This window comes from Caldicoprobacter algeriensis (assembly GCF_023838525.1).
Taxonomy (GTDB): domain Bacteria; phylum Bacillota; class Clostridia; order Caldicoprobacterales; family Caldicoprobacteraceae; genus Caldicoprobacter; species Caldicoprobacter algeriensis.
The window spans coordinates 1-17,423 of sequence record NZ_JAHUQD010000005.1 but is presented as its reverse complement, the minus strand read 5'-3'; the positions used below and the strand labels follow the sequence as shown (position 1 = coordinate 17,423).

At 49.3% G+C, this 17,423-nt stretch carries 15 protein-coding genes; 3 read left to right on the top strand and 12 right to left on the bottom strand.

The window, feature by feature from the left end; genetic code table 11:
• Positions 1 to 192 precede the first annotated feature (192 nt).
• The 9 genes from KVG29_RS04245 to KVG29_RS04205 all read right to left on the bottom strand — a co-directional run bounded on the left by KVG29_RS04245 (position 193) and on the right by KVG29_RS04205 (position 10,348).
• Positions 193 to 1,158, bottom strand: coding sequence for a hypothetical protein (locus KVG29_RS04245; protein ID WP_252226829.1), 966 nt, complete (start codon positions 1,156 to 1,158; stop codon positions 193 to 195).
• A gap of 106 nt (positions 1,159 to 1,264) precedes the next feature.
• A complete protein-coding gene (locus KVG29_RS04240) occupies positions 1,265 to 2,074 on the bottom strand; it encodes an anti-sigma factor family protein (protein ID WP_252226828.1) in 810 nt (269 codons plus the stop codon).
• A gap of 18 nt (positions 2,075 to 2,092) precedes the next feature.
• Positions 2,093 to 2,656, bottom strand: a complete 564-nt coding sequence (locus KVG29_RS04235) for an RNA polymerase sigma factor (RefSeq protein ID WP_252226826.1) — start codon at positions 2,654 to 2,656, stop codon at positions 2,093 to 2,095.
• A 124-nt stretch (positions 2,657 to 2,780) separates the two neighbouring features.
• Positions 2,781 to 3,107, bottom strand: coding sequence for a hypothetical protein (locus tag KVG29_RS04230; RefSeq protein WP_252226824.1), 327 nt, complete (start codon positions 3,105 to 3,107; stop codon positions 2,781 to 2,783).
• 23 nt (positions 3,108 to 3,130) lie between these two features.
• A complete protein-coding gene (locus KVG29_RS04225; protein WP_252226822.1) occupies positions 3,131 to 5,695 on the bottom strand; it encodes an AAA family ATPase in 2,565 nt (854 codons plus the stop codon).
• A complete protein-coding gene (locus KVG29_RS04220; protein WP_252226820.1) occupies positions 5,692 to 6,915 on the bottom strand; it encodes a metallophosphoesterase family protein in 1,224 nt (407 codons plus the stop codon). Before KVG29_RS04220 ends, KVG29_RS04225 begins: the two co-directional genes overlap by 4 nt.
• Positions 6,912 to 8,582 carry an ATP-binding protein gene (locus tag KVG29_RS04215; RefSeq protein ID WP_252226818.1) on the bottom strand — a complete coding sequence of 557 codons (1,671 nt, stop codon included), beginning with the start codon at positions 8,580 to 8,582 and terminating at the stop codon, positions 6,912 to 6,914. The genes KVG29_RS04220 and KVG29_RS04215 overlap by 4 nt, the downstream gene beginning before the upstream one ends.
• Positions 8,579 to 9,148 carry an HAS-barrel domain-containing protein gene (locus KVG29_RS04210; RefSeq protein ID WP_252226817.1) on the bottom strand — a complete coding sequence of 190 codons (570 nt, stop codon included), beginning with the start codon at positions 9,146 to 9,148 and terminating at the stop codon, positions 8,579 to 8,581. The genes KVG29_RS04215 and KVG29_RS04210 overlap by 4 nt, the downstream gene beginning before the upstream one ends.
• Positions 9,149 to 9,163: 15 nt before the next feature.
• Entirely contained in the window at positions 9,164 to 10,348 is a 1,185-nt protein-coding gene (locus tag KVG29_RS04205; protein WP_252226816.1) for a DNA double-strand break repair nuclease NurA, read from the bottom strand.
• Between the two features lie 598 nt (positions 10,349 to 10,946).
• Here KVG29_RS04205 and KVG29_RS04200 point away from each other — a divergent pair.
• The 3 genes from KVG29_RS04200 to KVG29_RS04190 all read left to right on the top strand — a co-directional run bounded on the left by KVG29_RS04200 (position 10,947) and on the right by KVG29_RS04190 (position 13,680).
• Positions 10,947 to 12,128 (top strand): MGDG synthase family glycosyltransferase, encoded by a 1,182-nt coding sequence (locus KVG29_RS04200; protein ID WP_252226815.1) that lies wholly within the window; start codon positions 10,947 to 10,949, stop codon positions 12,126 to 12,128.
• Positions 12,129 to 12,412: 284 nt separating this feature from the next.
• On the top strand, positions 12,413 to 13,123 hold the full coding sequence (locus KVG29_RS04195) for a polysaccharide deacetylase family protein (protein WP_252226814.1): 711 nt from the start codon (positions 12,413 to 12,415) through the stop codon (positions 13,121 to 13,123).
• On the top strand, positions 13,120 to 13,680 hold the full coding sequence (locus KVG29_RS04190; RefSeq protein ID WP_252226813.1) for a YkoP family protein: 561 nt from the start codon (positions 13,120 to 13,122) through the stop codon (positions 13,678 to 13,680). Before KVG29_RS04195 ends, KVG29_RS04190 begins: the two co-directional genes overlap by 4 nt.
• Here the strand turns inward: KVG29_RS04190 and KVG29_RS04185 are convergent.
• The 3 genes from KVG29_RS04185 to KVG29_RS04175 form a co-directional block, all read right to left on the bottom strand.
• The gene (locus KVG29_RS04185; protein ID WP_252226811.1) at positions 13,677 to 15,539 is read right to left on the bottom strand and encodes a DUF7507 domain-containing protein; all 1,863 of its coding nucleotides are present in this window, start codon (positions 15,537 to 15,539) and stop codon (positions 13,677 to 13,679) included. The two genes, KVG29_RS04190 and KVG29_RS04185, sit on opposite strands and share 4 nt — an antisense overlap.
• A gap of 90 nt (positions 15,540 to 15,629) precedes the next feature.
• Positions 15,630 to 16,454, bottom strand: coding sequence for a TPM domain-containing protein (locus KVG29_RS04180; RefSeq protein WP_252226809.1), 825 nt, complete (start codon positions 16,452 to 16,454; stop codon positions 15,630 to 15,632).
• A gap of 12 nt (positions 16,455 to 16,466) precedes the next feature.
• The gene (locus tag KVG29_RS04175) at positions 16,467 to 17,042 is read right to left on the bottom strand and encodes a LemA family protein (RefSeq protein WP_252226807.1); all 576 of its coding nucleotides are present in this window, start codon (positions 17,040 to 17,042) and stop codon (positions 16,467 to 16,469) included.
• Positions 17,043 to 17,423 lie beyond the last annotated feature (381 nt).

Here is a 17,423-nt window from a genome sequence, read left to right as displayed (position 1 = left end):
CAAGTTAATTTACCATCACTCATCTTTATATTTTACTGTCTCTAAATTCTTCAGGTCAAGTACCAGTACAAATTAATCTAGAAACTCTAAAGATTTGTGTTTTCATCAATAAAAGCAAAAAACCAGCCCTTTCATATAAGATCGGGCTGGCCCTGGCCATCATAGTCTTTGTGACATCCTGTTTTCGTTCGCTTAATCTTTCGCAGTGTGGACATCTTTATATACCTTCTCATAAGTCTCCAACCACGCCTTAACTTCATTTATATAGTCATTCAATGCAAATAGCTTTTGCTCATCCGGCAAATCCACAAACCGTTGATTGATACCCGCAAGCTGGCGCACAAAATCGCGAAGCTCCTCCAGCTTGTTCTTTAGCTCTTTGTTTGCTTTTTCCAGACGAGTCAGCTCATCGCCATCTCCTTTTTCTCTACCCCTTGCCGCCATGTCTACCAGCTGCTTCAATCCCCTGAAGAAACCTTCAACCAAGAAATCGTCGAATGTGCTCATGCTGGCAACAGCGTCTCCGATTATCCCTATAAGGGAATCCTTGCGGCTGCGCTGCACATCCACATCGCTCCTTGTATCACCTGTAGTTTCTACATCTCGTTGGGCAGACGCTGAAACAGAGTCGCCATCCACTATTTGTCTGGTGTAAGGATTGAAATACCTGATCCCTTTTTGAGACATCTCGGCCATCAAACCCTCAACATATTCACGCTGGCTGGCTATTACATTTCTGTATTTGTTTTGTAATCTCAGCATCTTCTTTGGGTCTCCACCTGCCAGGCGATTGGCGCACGAGCGTACCGACTCGCCTTCGGCCTGGGCTATCAATATAGACATGACCAGATTTTTGACCTCGTCTTCTGTAAAAGACTTGCCAGCTACTCCTTTCAAGGACCTGACTTTCTCCCTTTTCTCGCCTGACTCGTTATCACCGGCTAGCTGGGCATGCAAATAGCGGTAATAATAGTTTCTTATGGTATTGACCTTAAGGCCGCTCTTTTTCGCTACCGCTTCGAAAGCCTGCAGCATAGGAACATTTTCCTCTTTGGCACGGAGTACCTCTTCCTTCATAGAAGACATGAGTTCAGCATCAATACCTGGTGCACTGTTGTCCATAGCGTTGTCATTCTTGATGGTTTCATTCCTAGCCATTTCATATCCCTCCCGATCGATTTATTAATTTTTACCTAATATTATTAACCATAATTATCCTGTTTATACAGTTGATGCTGTATATATTATAAAATTTAAAAATACATCACTCTTGCTCTACAATCACAATGGTTACCGTATCCGATTCAAAATTGGTTCCCACCTCTTCCACCACTCCAAGCAATTCAAGTTCATGATACAGAGCCTTGCGCTGTTCAATGGACGTAACTCTCAGCGTAATGCTGTTCTCCGTCTGATCAACCATGTCTATCCCATGTTGAATGGCCCTTATCATAAGGGTTTGAGGGGTTATGCATACATCCTGCACCCTCAACTCAACCTTATCCGACTTGATGTAGCTATCGGCCTCTCGGGCTTGCTCTAATGTTTCAGATTCAGCATTAGAAGCGCTAACATCACCTCTATCCAGCTTTTGCTGCTTCTCAGCCTCGACTGCCAGTCTATCGCTTGAACCCGCCGACTCTTCGGCCTGCGAGCCTTCCATCGAGCTTTTATACATGTCTTCTGGAGCTGCCGAATCGGTCTGCCCCTTTTCCTGCGGAGAGGTATACAGCAGCCCGTCCAGGCTCAGCACCCTGATGGCCAGTACGATAACAGCCGCTGCTGCAGCTATACCCACCCACTTTATCCACCCAGAAAACCTGCTGTGCTTTCTGTGTACCATCCCGGTTACCTGCTCGGCCTCCAGGCGAGCCCGCAGCCTATCCAAAAAGCCATCGGGCAGCTCCTCTTCCTCGAGCGCACCTACCATTTGCACCACAGTTTTCATCTGTTCAAACCTCTGTCTGCATCCAGAACAGCTCTCTATATGTGCCTCCAGCTGTCGGGCTTCTTCCCTGTCCAGCTCACCATCTATATACGGGGAGATAAGTTCCTGCGCAACCCTGCAATCCATCCTACGGCTCACCTCCTGTCACTCCAGCATTTCCCGGAGAGCATCGCATAATGCAGCCCTTGCACGGCTTATATGGGATTTAACGGTACCCAAAGGGACCTGCAGGATTTCTGCAATCTCTTCATAGCTGTAATTCTGTATATCTCTCAGTATAATCACCGTTTTATATTCGGGCTTTAAACCGGCGATACAGGCTTGCAGCTTCCTGTATCGTTCCCTTTTTATCACCTCTTCTTCCGGCAAGGGGTCACTGGATACAAGCTCTATCTCAACGGCATCTTCCCCTTTGCCTGGATTTAGCGAAACGGTATCAAGCCTCCTGCCTTTTCGATATCTATCAACGCATGTATTATATGCAATGCGGTATATCCAGGTTGAAAACCTGCTGTTCCCTTTAAACGACTTTAGATTTCGATATACTTTTATAAACACTTCTTGAACCAAGTCCTCTGCGTCCTCACGGCTGTCGGTCATCCTATAACAGTAGCTGTATATCTTCTTTGCATAAAGGGAGACCAGCTCTTCAAACGCCGACACATCGCCATTTTGGGCCATTTCTATAAGCAAGGCCTCATCGCTCATTCAATTCCCTCCCCCCTTTTAGATTACACATACCCCAGCTATCGCCAAACTGTTGTCAACTGTTATCTTCCCCAACAAACGCTTTCTTACTAGATATTAATTATACCACAATAAATATAGACGTTTAATACACATGTCGAATTTCTAGGGGTTTTGTATAATTTTTATAATTTTCATGCTCTTTTATGTGTATTTTCATCAAACTTTTATCAAAGCACCAGTCTAAATGCAAAAAAATAAAAACCGCTTTTTCAATATCATAAGCCAATGGTACGCCAGCGCCTGATAAATATTTATTTGACATACCGCAATTTAATTTGTCATATTGAAGCACATATATTTTTATTATAATTCTCATGGTCATTGCATTACTATCAGCAATTATTTTGAGAAATATCATTCCCTTTATTACGTTACTTCTGACATCACAATCATTACATAAAAAATACACATTTTTTATTGCGTTTATAGATTTCAGCCCACCAACCTGAAGGTTGAGCCCTCGGGCGTCTTTATGACCTCGATTTGAACCGGGAAAGCGTCTTTCAACTCCTGGACGTGGGTGATCACCAGTATCTTGTCAAACTCGTCCCTTATGGCGTTTATGACCTCCACCAGACGCTCCCGCCCCTGCTCATCGAGCACGCCGAAGCCCTCATCAAGTATCAGCATCCGCATGTTGGCTCCGGCTCTGTTGGCCAGTATCTTGGCAAGAGCAATGCGTATGGCAAAGTTTATGCGAAACTCCTCGCCCCCGGAATATGTCTCATATTTCCTGGTGTCCATGCCGTCGGATATCTTGATGTCCAGCGTCTCAACCACGTTGCCCGACTTGGTATCGCGCTGCGTCAAAAACTCCACCGCAAGGCGCCCATCGGTAATTTTGGCCAGAATCCGGTTGGCCTCGTCCTGAAGCTCGGGTATAGCATTTTCAATGATGGCAGCCTGTATGCCCCGTTTGCCGTATATCAAAGCCAACGCCTTGTACACCTCCAGCTGCTCATGCAGCTGGCGCTGCTCCTCCCTCTTCTTCTCAAGCTGCTGCTCGGCGGCCAAAATCTTGTTCATGCGCTCCTTTAGAGCTCCTCTCCTGGCTTCCATCGAGCGGATATCCTTCTGAATGCTTTCAAGCTCTCTCTCCAGCCCAGAAGCCCTGGCAAGTATCTCGGGTAGGTCTTTTATGGAGCCCTGCAGCGTCTCCAACAAAAGCGCCATGTCCTTGATATGCTTTTTTCTGTCGTCGATGAGCCTAACAATCCGCTGCAGGCTCTCAAGGTCGGAATCCATCTGCGCCCGGGCCTTCTGCACGGCCTCCCACTGGCTGGGCACCTTAGCCAGCTTACCCAACCTGTCCCGCACACTGCTGTGCTCCTGCGGGTCATAGCCCACCTGCTGTATCTGACGCTCTGTCTCCTCTATCTGTTGCATAGCCTCCTGGGCGTAGTCCTTTGTTTCAAGCTGCTTTTTAAGGGGATCAAGCTGTGCCACCAGCTCTTCGATCCTTTGCCGCGCCTCCTTTATTTCACTGATCTGGCGGTCTATCAAAGCCATACGTGACTCCAATCTGCTCCGGCTTTTAAGCTTTGCCCTTATGCTATCAATCCGCAGCTGTACCTGGTTCCTTTCATTTTCAAGGCTGGCTATCTCTTTTTTAAGCCCCTGTATGGATTGCTGAACGGCCTTCCCCTGCTCCGCTACCTCTTTCAACAATTCATCCCTGTGTTGTGCATCCAGCGGCCTTCCGCAAACCGGGCAGCTGGACTCGGCACCTTTAAGCGCAGTAAACCTTTCCTTCAGCTCTTCCAGCTGTCGTCGCAGAGAACCTTCCCTGCCAGCCAGATCAGCTGTCTCCTGTCCAATTTCTGTCACCCTTTTCTCCAGCGCCTCCAGCTCCTTCTCCAGCGCATTTAGCTCCTCAATGCTCTTTTGGCAGGACTGATATTCCCTGTGCAGAGCCTCTGCCTGTTCAATCTTGATTTCAAGTTGCGCTTTCTCCCTTTCCAGCACATCGATGTGGTGGCGCAGCTCCTGCTCCTTAATGCGCAGCTCACCCAGCAGGCGCTCCCTCCTGGTTTTAAGTTCGGCTATGCACTGGTATTTATAGGCCAGGACCTTCTCCCGTTCCTCCAGGGCCTTAAATTCGGCATAATTTTCCTCTATCTCATGCTGGTTTTGTAGCACCTTTCTGTAGTCCTCGATTCGCGCCTGCAAATTTTCCCTGTCCTTCTCCAGGGCAGCCAGCTGCTTTTGTTCCAGTATAAGCTGCTGCCGGTGGTATTCAATCCTCTCCTTTATGGCGTTCTTCTCTTCCCTCTGCTTGTTCAGCACCTCCAGCTGCTCCCTCAGGCTCTTCTCCTTTGCCTGCAATTCATCAAGGGTATTTTCTACCTGAAACATATCGCTTTGAACAGCTTCTTTTTCGGCAATCTGTTGCTGCAGCAGCTCTATCTCCCTCTCCAGTAGCTCCAGGCTGTTTTGCACCTCGTTGCGCTTATCCAGCGCCTTTCTCTCCAGCTTATCGTAAACCGATAAATTGAGTATCTCGGCCAGTATCTCCTTCCGTTCGCTGGGTTTTTTGGTGGCAAACAGGTCAGCCTTGCCCTGGCTCAAATACCCGGTACACAGGTAGGTCTCATAATCCAGCTTGATGACCTCTTGGATTTTCTGCTGGGTTTCATCTATGCGGTTTCCGCTTATGGGCACGAAAGCGTCACCCCTCTTTATCATGAAGTCCAGGGATGACAGGCCTCTTCGCTTGTCGCGCTTGCGCACCACTTTGTAAACTTGACCATCTTCTTCAAACGAAAAGGCCACCTCCATCTCGTCGGCACCCGTCCTCACCAGGTCATCTACACCACCCCTGCCGTCCATGCCCTTGCACTTGCCCCACACGCACCAGGCTATGGCATCTGCCAGGGACGACTTGCCGTTGCCGTTGTCGCCGCTGAGCAGCGCCACATCAAATAAGTTAAAATCCAGCACCGGTGCTTTTTCGCCGTAGGACTTAAAATTTCGCAGATACAAACTAAGAGGTCTCATATGGCTCCCTCCTCCTTGAGCTCCTGAATCAACTGCTCGTTCGCCTTAAGCAGCGCCTGCCTTATTTCCTGGTATTCCTGCTTCTTTGAAATGTATTCGGCCACGGCCTGCACGACATCCATCCTCTCGGTGATGCCCGGGTGTCTCAAGTGCGAAAGGTCGGAAATTATATCCTTTTCAATGCCGGCCACATAAAAGGCCCTCTCGCGAAGTATCCTGTAAAGCTCCTTTTCTCTAAGATTGGACATGGCATGGGCCGGCAGCCTCACCTTTACCTTGACGATAGCCTCTTCCAAAGGTTGCCCTTGAATGGCCTCCACCACCTTTTTGAAGGGATCACCGGTGGTGGCATCCACATAAAAGGTCCTGAACGGCCGGGTATCCAGTTTTATGAACTCAAAGGAAGTCTCACCTTTTTTGAGCAACACCTCGACAAAGCCCTTATCCTCTTTTTCCTCGTTGAAGTCCACCCTGTCCAGGCTCCCGCAGTAGACCACAGGCGGCTTATCGTAAAGCACCTGGTGCTTGTGTATGTGTCCCATAGCCACATAGTCAATTTCGGGCCTGGCAAAGAAGCCAACAGGGAGCGTCACTTCCCGCCCCAGCATGATGGCCCTCTCTGACCCTGACACCGCGCCTATCAGAGAAAAGTGCGCCATGAGAACGGCAGGCAGCGCAGGGTCAAGCTTTTCTATCAGCATATCCAGCAGATGCCCCAGCCTGGTGCGGATGGCGATGGAGATCTCCTCTATGGTAGAACCCTCAACGGCAAGGTTGCTGGGCGAGGCATAGGGCAGCGCCACCACCTGGAAAGCGCCGCGCCGCGTATTTAAAACATCCAGGCTGGGCTTCCGGCGCACGTATACGCCCGGGAGGTCAACCACATCGTATATCTCCACCGAGGTGGCCTTCCCAGCAGCACTATGCAAGTCGTGATTGCCCACTATTATGTATACCTTTATATCGGCATCCGAAAGGCGCTTCACCCTTTTGGCAAACTCCCGCTGCTGGGTGACATCGGGCTCCCTGTTCTTAAATACGTCACCGCATATCAGTACGGCATCGACCTCGTTGCCTATAGCGTAGTCCACCAGCTTATCCAGGGTGGTTAAAAAGTCGTTGATGCGGGAATGGATACCGGTGGCGCTATCCAGCCTGCCGTAATTCTGCATCCCTATGTGAAGGTCACCGGTATGAATCAGGCGAATGGGCTCCATCATATGCCATACAGCTCCTTCATAAGGTCTTCGAATTCTTTACCCGGTGGCAGTTCATCCACGCCATAGTTCCCTGCAGGGCTGCCAAAAGCCTGCTTGTGTCCCGCCATCGGCCCCCGGCTAAACGCGCCATCCTCGTCCCTGGTGATTTCCTTATAGAAGGTCTCGTCGTACGTCCTGGTCTTTATAACCACGGGCATTGGAACGGCGTGCCCCATGATGATGGCCTGCTGCTTTGTGTCCAGGCTGGCCAGGACGTTGCGCAGCATCCTGGCATTGTTTACCCCGCACAGTACCGACTCTATGTCCTTTTCCTCGGTGAGCAGGGCCACTATCTTTGTACCCAGCTGTGAAAGCACCTCGGGGTCAATGCCAGAGGGTCGTTGGTCCACCACCAACAGCGTTACGTTGTACTTCCTCATCTCCCTGGCGATCATGCCAAATATGGTCTGGCGCGACAGCTCTGGGCTCAAAAACTTGTGGGCCTCTTCGATGACTATGACCAGGGGCGTGTTATTGCCCTGCATTCCCCCCAAAGCCCTTTCGCTGCGCTTGACATACAGCTCGTGGATGCGACGGGTCAGGATATTGGCCACCAACATATAGGCCAGCATGCTCCTTTGATGGCCGAACTCCAGCACCACGTTCATTCCGCTATCCAAATACTGCATTATTCGCTCCACCGCATCGTCTGCCGGATTTTCCTTTATAAACGGCAGCTTCTGCAGCTTGAACAGCTTACGCTGAAGTGCCTGTAGCGCCCCTGCATGAGCCCCAGTCCTCTCAGCAAACTCCTCTATGGCAAATGCGTCCATGTTCAAAAAGGTGATCAGCCAGTCCTGCCCCAGATGCTTTTGAAGCACATATATTACCTCCAGGGCAGTGGGGTTTAGGTTCAGCTCCTCCCGCACCATCACGATATCCTCGGCTTCGATGGAGCGGTAAGGTATCTCCACCACAAAGTCGGGATGCACCCCTCGATTGCGCGAAGACTCTGGGTCCAGGGTAAAGATGGCCACCTTGGAGCCAAACAGCTGTTTTAGCCCCTTAGCCTTTTTGCGCGTCTCATCCTCGTCCTCGCCTTCCCAGCCGTACTCCGAATGCATGTCAAACACCAGCACGTTGCACAGCCCGCTCTTTATCATGCCGCACAGCATGATACGGGTATAAAAGGTCTTGCCGGTACCCGACTTGCCAAATATCCCGTTGGACCTCTCTATGAATTTCTTGAGGTCTATGCATACCGGTATGTGATCCATATCCAGTGGAGAGCCCACATGGAAATGCGTTCGGTCAGGCCGCCCAAATATCTTGAAGACGTCCTCCTCCCGTGCCTCACGGACGCGGGACAGGTAGGAGGGTATGCTCTTTACGGGCTGTACCCTGCCATCCTCACGCCTTATGGCAATCATGGGCTGAATCTTCACCTTGTCTATTATACCGGTACCTCTGACCACCTCATTGAGGAGCGAGTTGTCCGACAGCGTCTCGTAAAAAGCCTTCGGATTGGCCGCTTCAATGTCCTCATCCACTACCATTGAAAAAAAGTCATGGGTCCTGCCTTCCACCACGCAAAAGGTGCCTACTTTGACTTCTTCTATATTCTCGCCTATATCTAGCCTTACTTCCAGGCCGCCTGAAAGCGAACCCCTGAGGATAGTCCCCCTCACGCTATATCCACCCTCTCTAAAATGGACTTGAGCCTCTGGGTGTCGTAGTTCAGCATCTTCAGAAGCTCGCGCCCTGCCCTGACTATATATTCCCGCGGATCGGGATGAAAACGGGCTGCCATGCGAATGGCCGCAGCCGTCAGCTCCTCACCGTTACCTGCGGGGCTGTTGAGCGTCTTTTCCAGAAAACCAAGGTGCTGCGAAATGGTCAATATCTCATCGTCATCCGCCTTTTCCACAGGCAGATGAAGGCTGAGGTGTATAGGCGGGTAATATGGATGGTACCGCCCGTCCTGGGCATACCCCACCACTACGCAGGAAAATTCGGTGCGAAGCAACTCAAAGATCTGCGGCTGCTCCATCTTAAGCTCATCGATCGACTTGAAAAAAGCCTTTGCCTTGCTCATGCCGTCCAGGCTGCCTGTATAAGCCCCCGAAACAATGCCATATACCCGCAGCTCACCATCCATGACCCTGACAAATGAGCCATAGGCAGGCACCTGGTCGTACCTGACTGCCTCGGCCACAAACTCGGCCGTCCTGCTCTCTATGATCTCCCCTATCAAGGTATGCACCCCTTTCTAAAAAATCCTGGTGCGCTTGCGCAGTTCTTTATTGGTGACACGGCTGGGAAGCCCCCGCCTGACAAACTGCCCTTCCACCAGGCGGTAAAACGCCTCCCGCTCCTCGCCCCTTATCACCGCAAAATGGTGTGCTTCCTGAAGCGCTATCGGATAGCCCATGCCCTTTTGTGCTTGATCGTACACCGCCCAGTGAAGCAGGTTAAGCAGGCCCTCGTCCTCCAGCACGTAGTCGGGCGCCTCCACACGGGCTATCTCGCTACCGACGTTTATGTAGAAGAACCCTATACGGTACAGGGGCCATTCATGCCGCGGCAACGTGTTGATGCCGCCGTAAAAGCATGCCGATCGCTCTCCTGGCCTGAGGAGGCGGGCAAATAGGGTGGTATCCCTCAAACCCTCCAGCCTGTGGCAGGGCGCCGTCGCGTCGCTTCGATATTCGCAGCCAGCGCAGTTCATGATGGGCTGAGTACAGTCACGGGCCCGCAAAGTGTTTATCACAAGGGAGGTGCGGGAACCCGATATGTATCCTGCCACCGGAATGCCAAGGCTTTGTCCCACTTTGAAGACATCTTTGAAGTGCGGAGCGGTAAAACCGCCTATATCCTTTTTGGCCGATGCCGCCTTATCCCAGGATACAAGCGTGCCGTCCACCAATGCCACTGTGGGGATACCCTCTCTTCGGTGATTTAAAATCAAATCCTTCAGGTGCTGGGCCTCCATGGCGGCGCGCTTCTCAGCCAGATCCTCTCCCCGCAGCAGAAATACTTCCAATTCCCCCTGCTTGTACAGGTCTTCATCCCTATAATACAGGTAGGGCAGGCTGTCCATAAGCGGCGGGTCCCCTGTACCGTAATGCAGCACCACCCTGCCTATGTTGAGCACATAGCACAATACGATCTCGTGCGTGTCCACATCGATTTGCGATCCGTCCACCGCCATAACGGTATGGGTGGAAATGGGCTGTGGAAGAGGAAAAACATCATCTAACCTGCCCCTGGGAAAGGCTACAAAAAAATGCCGTGAATCCGAATCTATTTTTTCTATGTAAGCCTGCGGGTTTTCTCGAAAATCGCAAACGGCTTCCAGCACGCAGCGCTCCTTCTCCTTCAGCTGCTGTATTTCCTGCTGCCGGGCCCGTGCCATCTCCATCAGCTGCAGGCTTATCTTGCTCAAATCCAGCATATTCACACTCTCCCGTATTGCCCCTGGTTTTCTATTAGAATTAGACTGTCAAACTCTCAAGACGGTTTCAGTTTATCAACGGTTCAGTTTAATTCTATCCCATTTTCAGCCATTTGAACCTCCCACGAGAAGTCGCGTGATTCCTGCTTCATATATGTTAATACAACTTTAACGTCCTAACTCATGATTAAAATCACGAGTGCGCGGACGCCTATCCATCAACCGACTTCCTTTTGCAGCTACATTTTTTCAAAATTTGTTTTGAGCACCAAAATAAATCTTTACACTAACAAAACATACAAGAATCCTTTTACATAAAGATAATATCAAACATGAATAATACGACCAATAATATTCTATCACCTTTCAATAGAATGTTCAAAACTATTTATAGCTTAATTTACATTTGAAGCGTATGCAATTGAATTAGCGTTTTTAGTCCGTTTTACCAAAAATATATTACAAAAAATTCATTATACAAAATATGGTGAACTCTGGTATAATATAATTTGTATTAAAGCGGTACAAATCTTAAATATGCAAGAATAACGGAGAGAAACCATAAACTTTACTGGATAAAAGCGAGGTGAATGGCTTTATGGCCTCTGGACCAGGCACCAGATGCGACGTGTTAATATTTTCTGCCAGCTACGGAGCAGGGCATTACCAGGTATCCAATGCACTGGCCACAGCCATAAAGCAGCAGCGTCCCGACTGGAACGTTGAAATATGCGATTTTTTAAATTATATAAACCCGTTTTTCAAGCAAACGCTGCTGTTTGGCTATCACCAGGTCATCAAACACTTTTCGACCGGATATAAATGGTTTTACGAGGCTACGCGCCATCTGCCTCCTGATTCCAGATGGCAGCGCATGTTAAACCGAATCGGCAGGCAAAAGCTGCTGGAAGCCATATACAGCCGTTCACCCAGCGCCATAGTGTGTACTTTCCCCAACCCGGCCGGGGTGATCTCCTACCTTAAATCCCGCGGCTATATAAACACACCCCTTGTAACGGTCATTACGGATGTGGCTTTCCACAGCCAGTGGATCCATCCGTACGTGGACGCTTATATACTGGCGGCCGACGTCGTGGCCAAATACTTAAAAAGAAAAGGCATACCTCCATCGCACCTATATGTCACGGGACTTCCCCTGCGGCAGGAGTTCATGGCCCCGTGCCATGATCCTTCAATATGGGAGCGCTACGGCCTCAGGCGCGATCTCTTCACGCTGTTGATGATGGGCGGGGGTTGCGGCCTGCTGTCAGATATGGAGGACATATGCGAAAGCCTGGCAAAGCTTGACTTGCCCATGCAGGCCATAGCGGTGACCGGCACCAATTATGCACTGGCCAAAAGGCTGGAGGACATTTCGCAACATTCCAAGATACCTCTTCGCGTACTGGGCTACGTAGACAACATAGCGGAGCTCATGGAAATATCCGACCTTTTGCTGACAAAGGCGGGAGGGGTAACCGTATTTGAAGCTCTGGCCAAGAAGCTGCCAATGCTGATATACAAACCCCTACCCGGCCATGAGAGGAGCAACGCCCGCTTCCTGGTTCGCTACAAAGTGGCCGTACAGGTGGATGACGAGGAGGAAGTGATCAAGACCATCATCGATTGCATCAATGACCCTTCCATACTGAAAAGCATGGCACAGGCCATGGAACCCATATCAAAGCCTTTTGCCGCCAGGGACGCTGCAAATATAATAGTACAGATGGCCGAGAACTACAGGAATGGTTCGCAGCAGCCCAACCTGTTTATATCATAAAATCGACCTGTAGCCTTTTTATGTAACTAAAGCATAAAACACTGGCGTTATTCGATTCAATATACTACATCGTAATGGTACTGCATCATCATAGCACTGTAAATTATTTATGCTATGATGAGCAAAACCGAACCACTATAACTGTAAAAAGTCAATTTTGCTGCTCAAAACGAAATCGACAATTTTGAAGCAAAAATGAGAGTGGGCAAAAAATTAAGTTTGCAGCAAAATTAATTATGAAACTCAAAAAGCAAAATATCTGTATCAGGAAAGGGTCGTAAAAGATGTGGGTATTTGCATCTATAGCGGCAGCTGCAATCGCGATATTTGCTATTTACTGCCTCATACCAAACTACTGGATGCGCAACCGTTCAAAACGAGTCGTGCGATGCGGAGAGACCAATAAGCCATGGATAGCCCTCACCTTTGACGATGGACCAAACCCGATATATACGCCCAAGCTACTGGATATCTTAAAAGAGGCCGGCGTAAAGGCTACCTTTTTTGTCGTTGGAGAGCAGGCACTCCGGTATCCTCATATACTTCGCAGAACGCACTCCGAGGGGCACACCGTGGGATGCCACTCTTTTTCCCATCGCCATTCATGGCTGATGTCCCCCCTGCGCACCTTCAGTGACATTGAGCTGACCTGCCAGGCCATCAAAAGTTCTTTAGGACATCAGCCCCGCTGGTATCGGCCCCCATGGGGCATGTTCAATCTTTGCAGCGCAGCGGCGGCTCGAAGGTTGGGCCTTGAGATCGCTTACTGGTCCATCGAAGCACAGGACTGGGAAGCCAAAACCACAGCCCGGCACATATACGACGCCGTCATCTCCCAGGCACAGCCCGGCTCTATAGTGGTGCTGCATGATAACAGGGGAGCCCCCGGGGCACCTGCCAAAACCCTGGAAGCACTCCCCTCCATTATCGACACGTTAAAGAAAAAGGGTTACACATTTGTAACCCTTGACCAGCTGAAAGGAGATAGGACATGATCAAAAGGCTGATAGCTCCCGTCTTTATACTGTGGGAAAAAATATTTTCTAGGCTGAACAACATCTATACCGTTGAAAATTCCCCCTATGGGCTGCTGAGGATGAGCATCCATCCATACAGCGGCGACCCTCTCCCCTTGGAGGATGGCTCGACCCTTCAGCCTGGAGAATACGTGGCCGAGCTTCACATCTCCAACACCGTCATATACAGCGGTAAAGTAGGAAACGTAACGGTGGCTTCGGACATACACCTGCTCCCTCTATTTAGGGAGGAGATGTACAACCTGGCGCGGCTTGCCCGCGACGGCAGGCTGGACCCGCGAGTAAAGGCGCTGTGGGGTGTCACCCTGTTTGGCCCCGGCGTAAAGCGTATGGGCTTTCAGTTACGACCTCTGCCTTCCGGCAAAAACGCCACAATGCTCAAAACCTGGATGGGATTTTTACGCTGGATGTTCTCTCCACCCACCGCCCGGAAGCGCTCCAAAACAAGCGCTGCCAGACAAGCCCAGGAATTCTGGATGTCCATCAAACACCTAGTTGAAAAGTATGGGAATTAATCCCCACCTGCAGCTCTGTGCTTCAGGCTCTTTCGCCGCCTAAAGAAGGGCAGTGAATCGCGCACCAGATAGATCAAGGTTCCCGCTGTCAGGATAATCAAAAATATCACGACGGTAAGGGCAACTTTAAGAAGGGTCACCTTTCCCGAATCTGAGCCACGCTGATTTCGCGCTTCATCCGTTACCCCCACTGCCACTTCAAAGTGCTGGCTTCTGAACTCTAAGTCATTCCCTTCTTGATCCTGTGCTTTTACCACCACAACAAAGGAGCTGGTTTCCTCTACGCTGAGGTATGGCAGGTTAAACGTCTGCTCTTCCTCCGGGTTGAGCACAAGCATGCTTCCCATCCCGATGTTTCTTTCTTTAACCAAGTCCTCAATGAAGACCTCTATATTCTTCAGCACTACCCCGCCATCGTTCTTTATGGTGCATTTTACCTGTACCGCCCCTGCTTTTTCCAGGCTGGGAGGATCCACTTCTACATCAATGGATACATGAGCCGCCTTATCAAACGCTTGGGCAGGAATCAGCAGCTCATCAGCCTCGTATCTATAAGGAGCCCCCGTCAGCTCATCCTTGGCGGTCAAAACGGTCTTGCTTATTATGCCGTCATCATCCATTTCCTTTTCCACTGAAACCACTTTCTCATCGCCAGGCTTCAAGCTGTCAAATGAGACTATGTCCCCCAGTTCTGGTTCATCCACCGACACATCCTTCAATGTCACCTTGCCAGTGTTACGGATTATATATGTCAGGGTAACGGTATCTCCCGGCGCTGCCTTTTGGGGCTCAAATCTTCTCTCGATCTCCACCATTGCTTCAACCCTGGATATCTCTACAGTATAATGAGCTTGCACCTTTTGTGCTCCGTCTTCGGGTACACCGCTGCACGTTATGGTGTATTTCCCCGCTGAGTCAATTGTAGCCTTATAGATAGCAGTAGCTTCCTGCCCTGGAAGCAGCTGGACTATCTCATAAAAGGTCTTCCCCTTCCAGTCGGTACACTGGATATTTTGGAGGGTAACGTTGCCGGTGTTTTTCACTTTGAGAGTAAAGGTCACCTCTTGTGCTGAGGTGATTTGTTGTTTGTCAACGCTGCCTTGTACCTCCAGAGAATATACAGGCTGCGGCTTTTCCACTTCAACTTTGACCCTTGCATCGGGAAATTCCTGTAGCACATCTCCCCGTACCGACAGAGGATCCTTGTATTTCAATATGAGGTAGCTTTCGGTGGTATCTTCCAGCTTGAACTTTCGTTTCACCATCTTCTTTTCGCCCGGTTGCAGCCTTGGAATCCTGCCCAGCTCACCAAACTGGCTGTCCATGACCGCTATATCCGTTAAAACCACGTTTGAGGTGGATTCCACAACCGCAACGTATTCTACCTCGTCGTCCCTTTTCACCTGGGATGCACTGGCAGCATAACTTACGTTAAATCCTATGTTGAAAATATCGAAAACGCCTTCTCCCAAAACCGCCCATTCGTTTTGCCCTTCGACCTGATATTCCACCAAATAGGTCACATAGCCATCTATGGCCTTGTAAGCTTCGCCCTCATCCGTACTGCTTATTTCCTGTTTTTCTCCCGGTGCGATGCTCCTCTCCAGCATTGTGGTTTCCTTCCCATTGGTAACATGGTTGTACAGTTCTTCCCTTATGCGCACCTTAACAGGTTTATCCATAGAATTTGTTATATTATAGATGAGCTCAAAGGGTTCTCCCGGCTGTACGACCGAAGGACTCATTCTTACCGACATAGTAACCTTACCCTGGGCCAGCGCCACTGTATCAACCAAAGCCATTATAACCATTGCAAAAATCATGATAACGGACAATATTCTCCAAAGCCTTTTAGGCATCATTTTCCCTCCCCTGCCTCGCTTACTGTATAATCTAAACCACTGTACAAAAGTTCAATATTTTCCTTCTGCTTATAATGCAAGATCCTTTTACCAGCTCCGTGAGCTTCCTCCGCCTCCGGCACTGCCTCCTCCGCCAGAGCCTCTACCTCCAAAGCCTCCACCGCCAAATCCGCCACCCCTTGGGCCCGGGCCAAACCAGCCTCCATATCCTCCGCGACCCCCAGAGCGGAATATGGTAGAAGTGATAGATCCCCTGAAAAAGGCAAAATCTAAGATGATAAATACCACAATGAGCACCAGCCATAGTATAAATCTGGACAAAGAAAAATCGTCCTCTTCAGGCTGCTCTACAGGCAAAGTTGGCTCTTCAAGCAGCGCATCGTCTCCAACCAATTTATCTGTATAGCCATACTCCAGGTAGATCTCATTTACTATCGCATTAAACCCTGCAACAATCCCTTGGCTGTACTCGCCCTTACGGAAATGGGGAATCATGTGCTCATCCTGTATCCTGCCGGTCTTGCCATCGGTAAGCGCCCCTTCAAGGCCGTACCCCACCTCAATTCTGGATTGCCTGCCTTGTACGTCAACAAATATCAACACGCCGTTATTCTTATCCTTCTGACCAATCCCCCAATCCCTGAACAGCCGAAGGGTGTATTCCTCCAGCGGCCTGTCACCAATGCCTTCCATGGTCACAACAACTACCTGAGCCGTTGTGACGTCCTCCAGCTCCTTAGCAACCCTTAGAATGTGCTCCTCGGCATCGGTATCCAGCACACCGGCATAGTCATTCACATAAAAAGCCTCGGTAGGGTCAGGATAGCTGTCCTGTGCAGCGCTGCAGGCAGAAAACAATAACACAATCGCTGATATAAATACAACTATCCTCAAATCCTTTATACACTTCACGCTCAAGCACCCTTAATCTCCAAATAGTTCGCCTACATCGGGAACCTGCCTGGCATCTTCAGATGCCTCAAAATACTCAGCGCGTTCAAATCCAAACACGCCGGCTATGATATTCATGGGAAACCTTCTGATAGCGGTGTTGTAATCTCGCGCTTTTTCGTTGTAATCCCGCCTTGCAACCGCAATCCTGTTTTCGGTACCGGCCAGCTCATCCTGCAACTGGATAAAATTCTGGTTAGCCTTAAGCTCGGGATAATTCTCTGCTAGGGCAAGCAGCCTGGACAAAGCACTGGCAACCTCGGCGTCTGCCTGTGCCATGCCCTCAACGGTGGTGGCACCAGCCAGCTTTGCCCTGGCCTCGGCAATCTGAGCGAACACCTCCGATTCATGGGCAGCATACTTTTTTACAGTTTCCACTAGATTGGGTATCAAATCGTTTCGCCTCTGAAGCTGGTTGTCTATCTGGCTCAAAGCCGTTTGCACCTGTTCATTCTTTGCCACCAGGCTATTGTAGCCGTTTATTACCCATATGGCCAACAACACGAGTATAACGCCTATAACCAAGACCGCTTTTATCCAATTTTTCATGTCTTTACCCCCAAAATTAAAAAATTTATACATTCGACAACTTTATAACTATTCTACCAGCATTTATATACCATTACAAGTGAGAAAAACAAAGGCGATTTCGCGTTGCCCTGTTTACTATCATCATTCATCATTTCATTTATATGTTCCACCAGAAGTTTGTTATGAACTTTAATTTTGAAATTACATTTTTAAGCGCTTAAATATGTATCCTTCGTAATAGACATAATATATGAACAAGAGGATGAAAATTTTTCAGCGCTGAGGAGTAAAAATTTTTCGGACTAATTGTAGGGTAAAATACGCCAATCTCTTTCAAAAAAGTGCTAAATATGGTATAATAATACTATAAAAAGTCAGCAAAATAGCACTTTTGGGAGG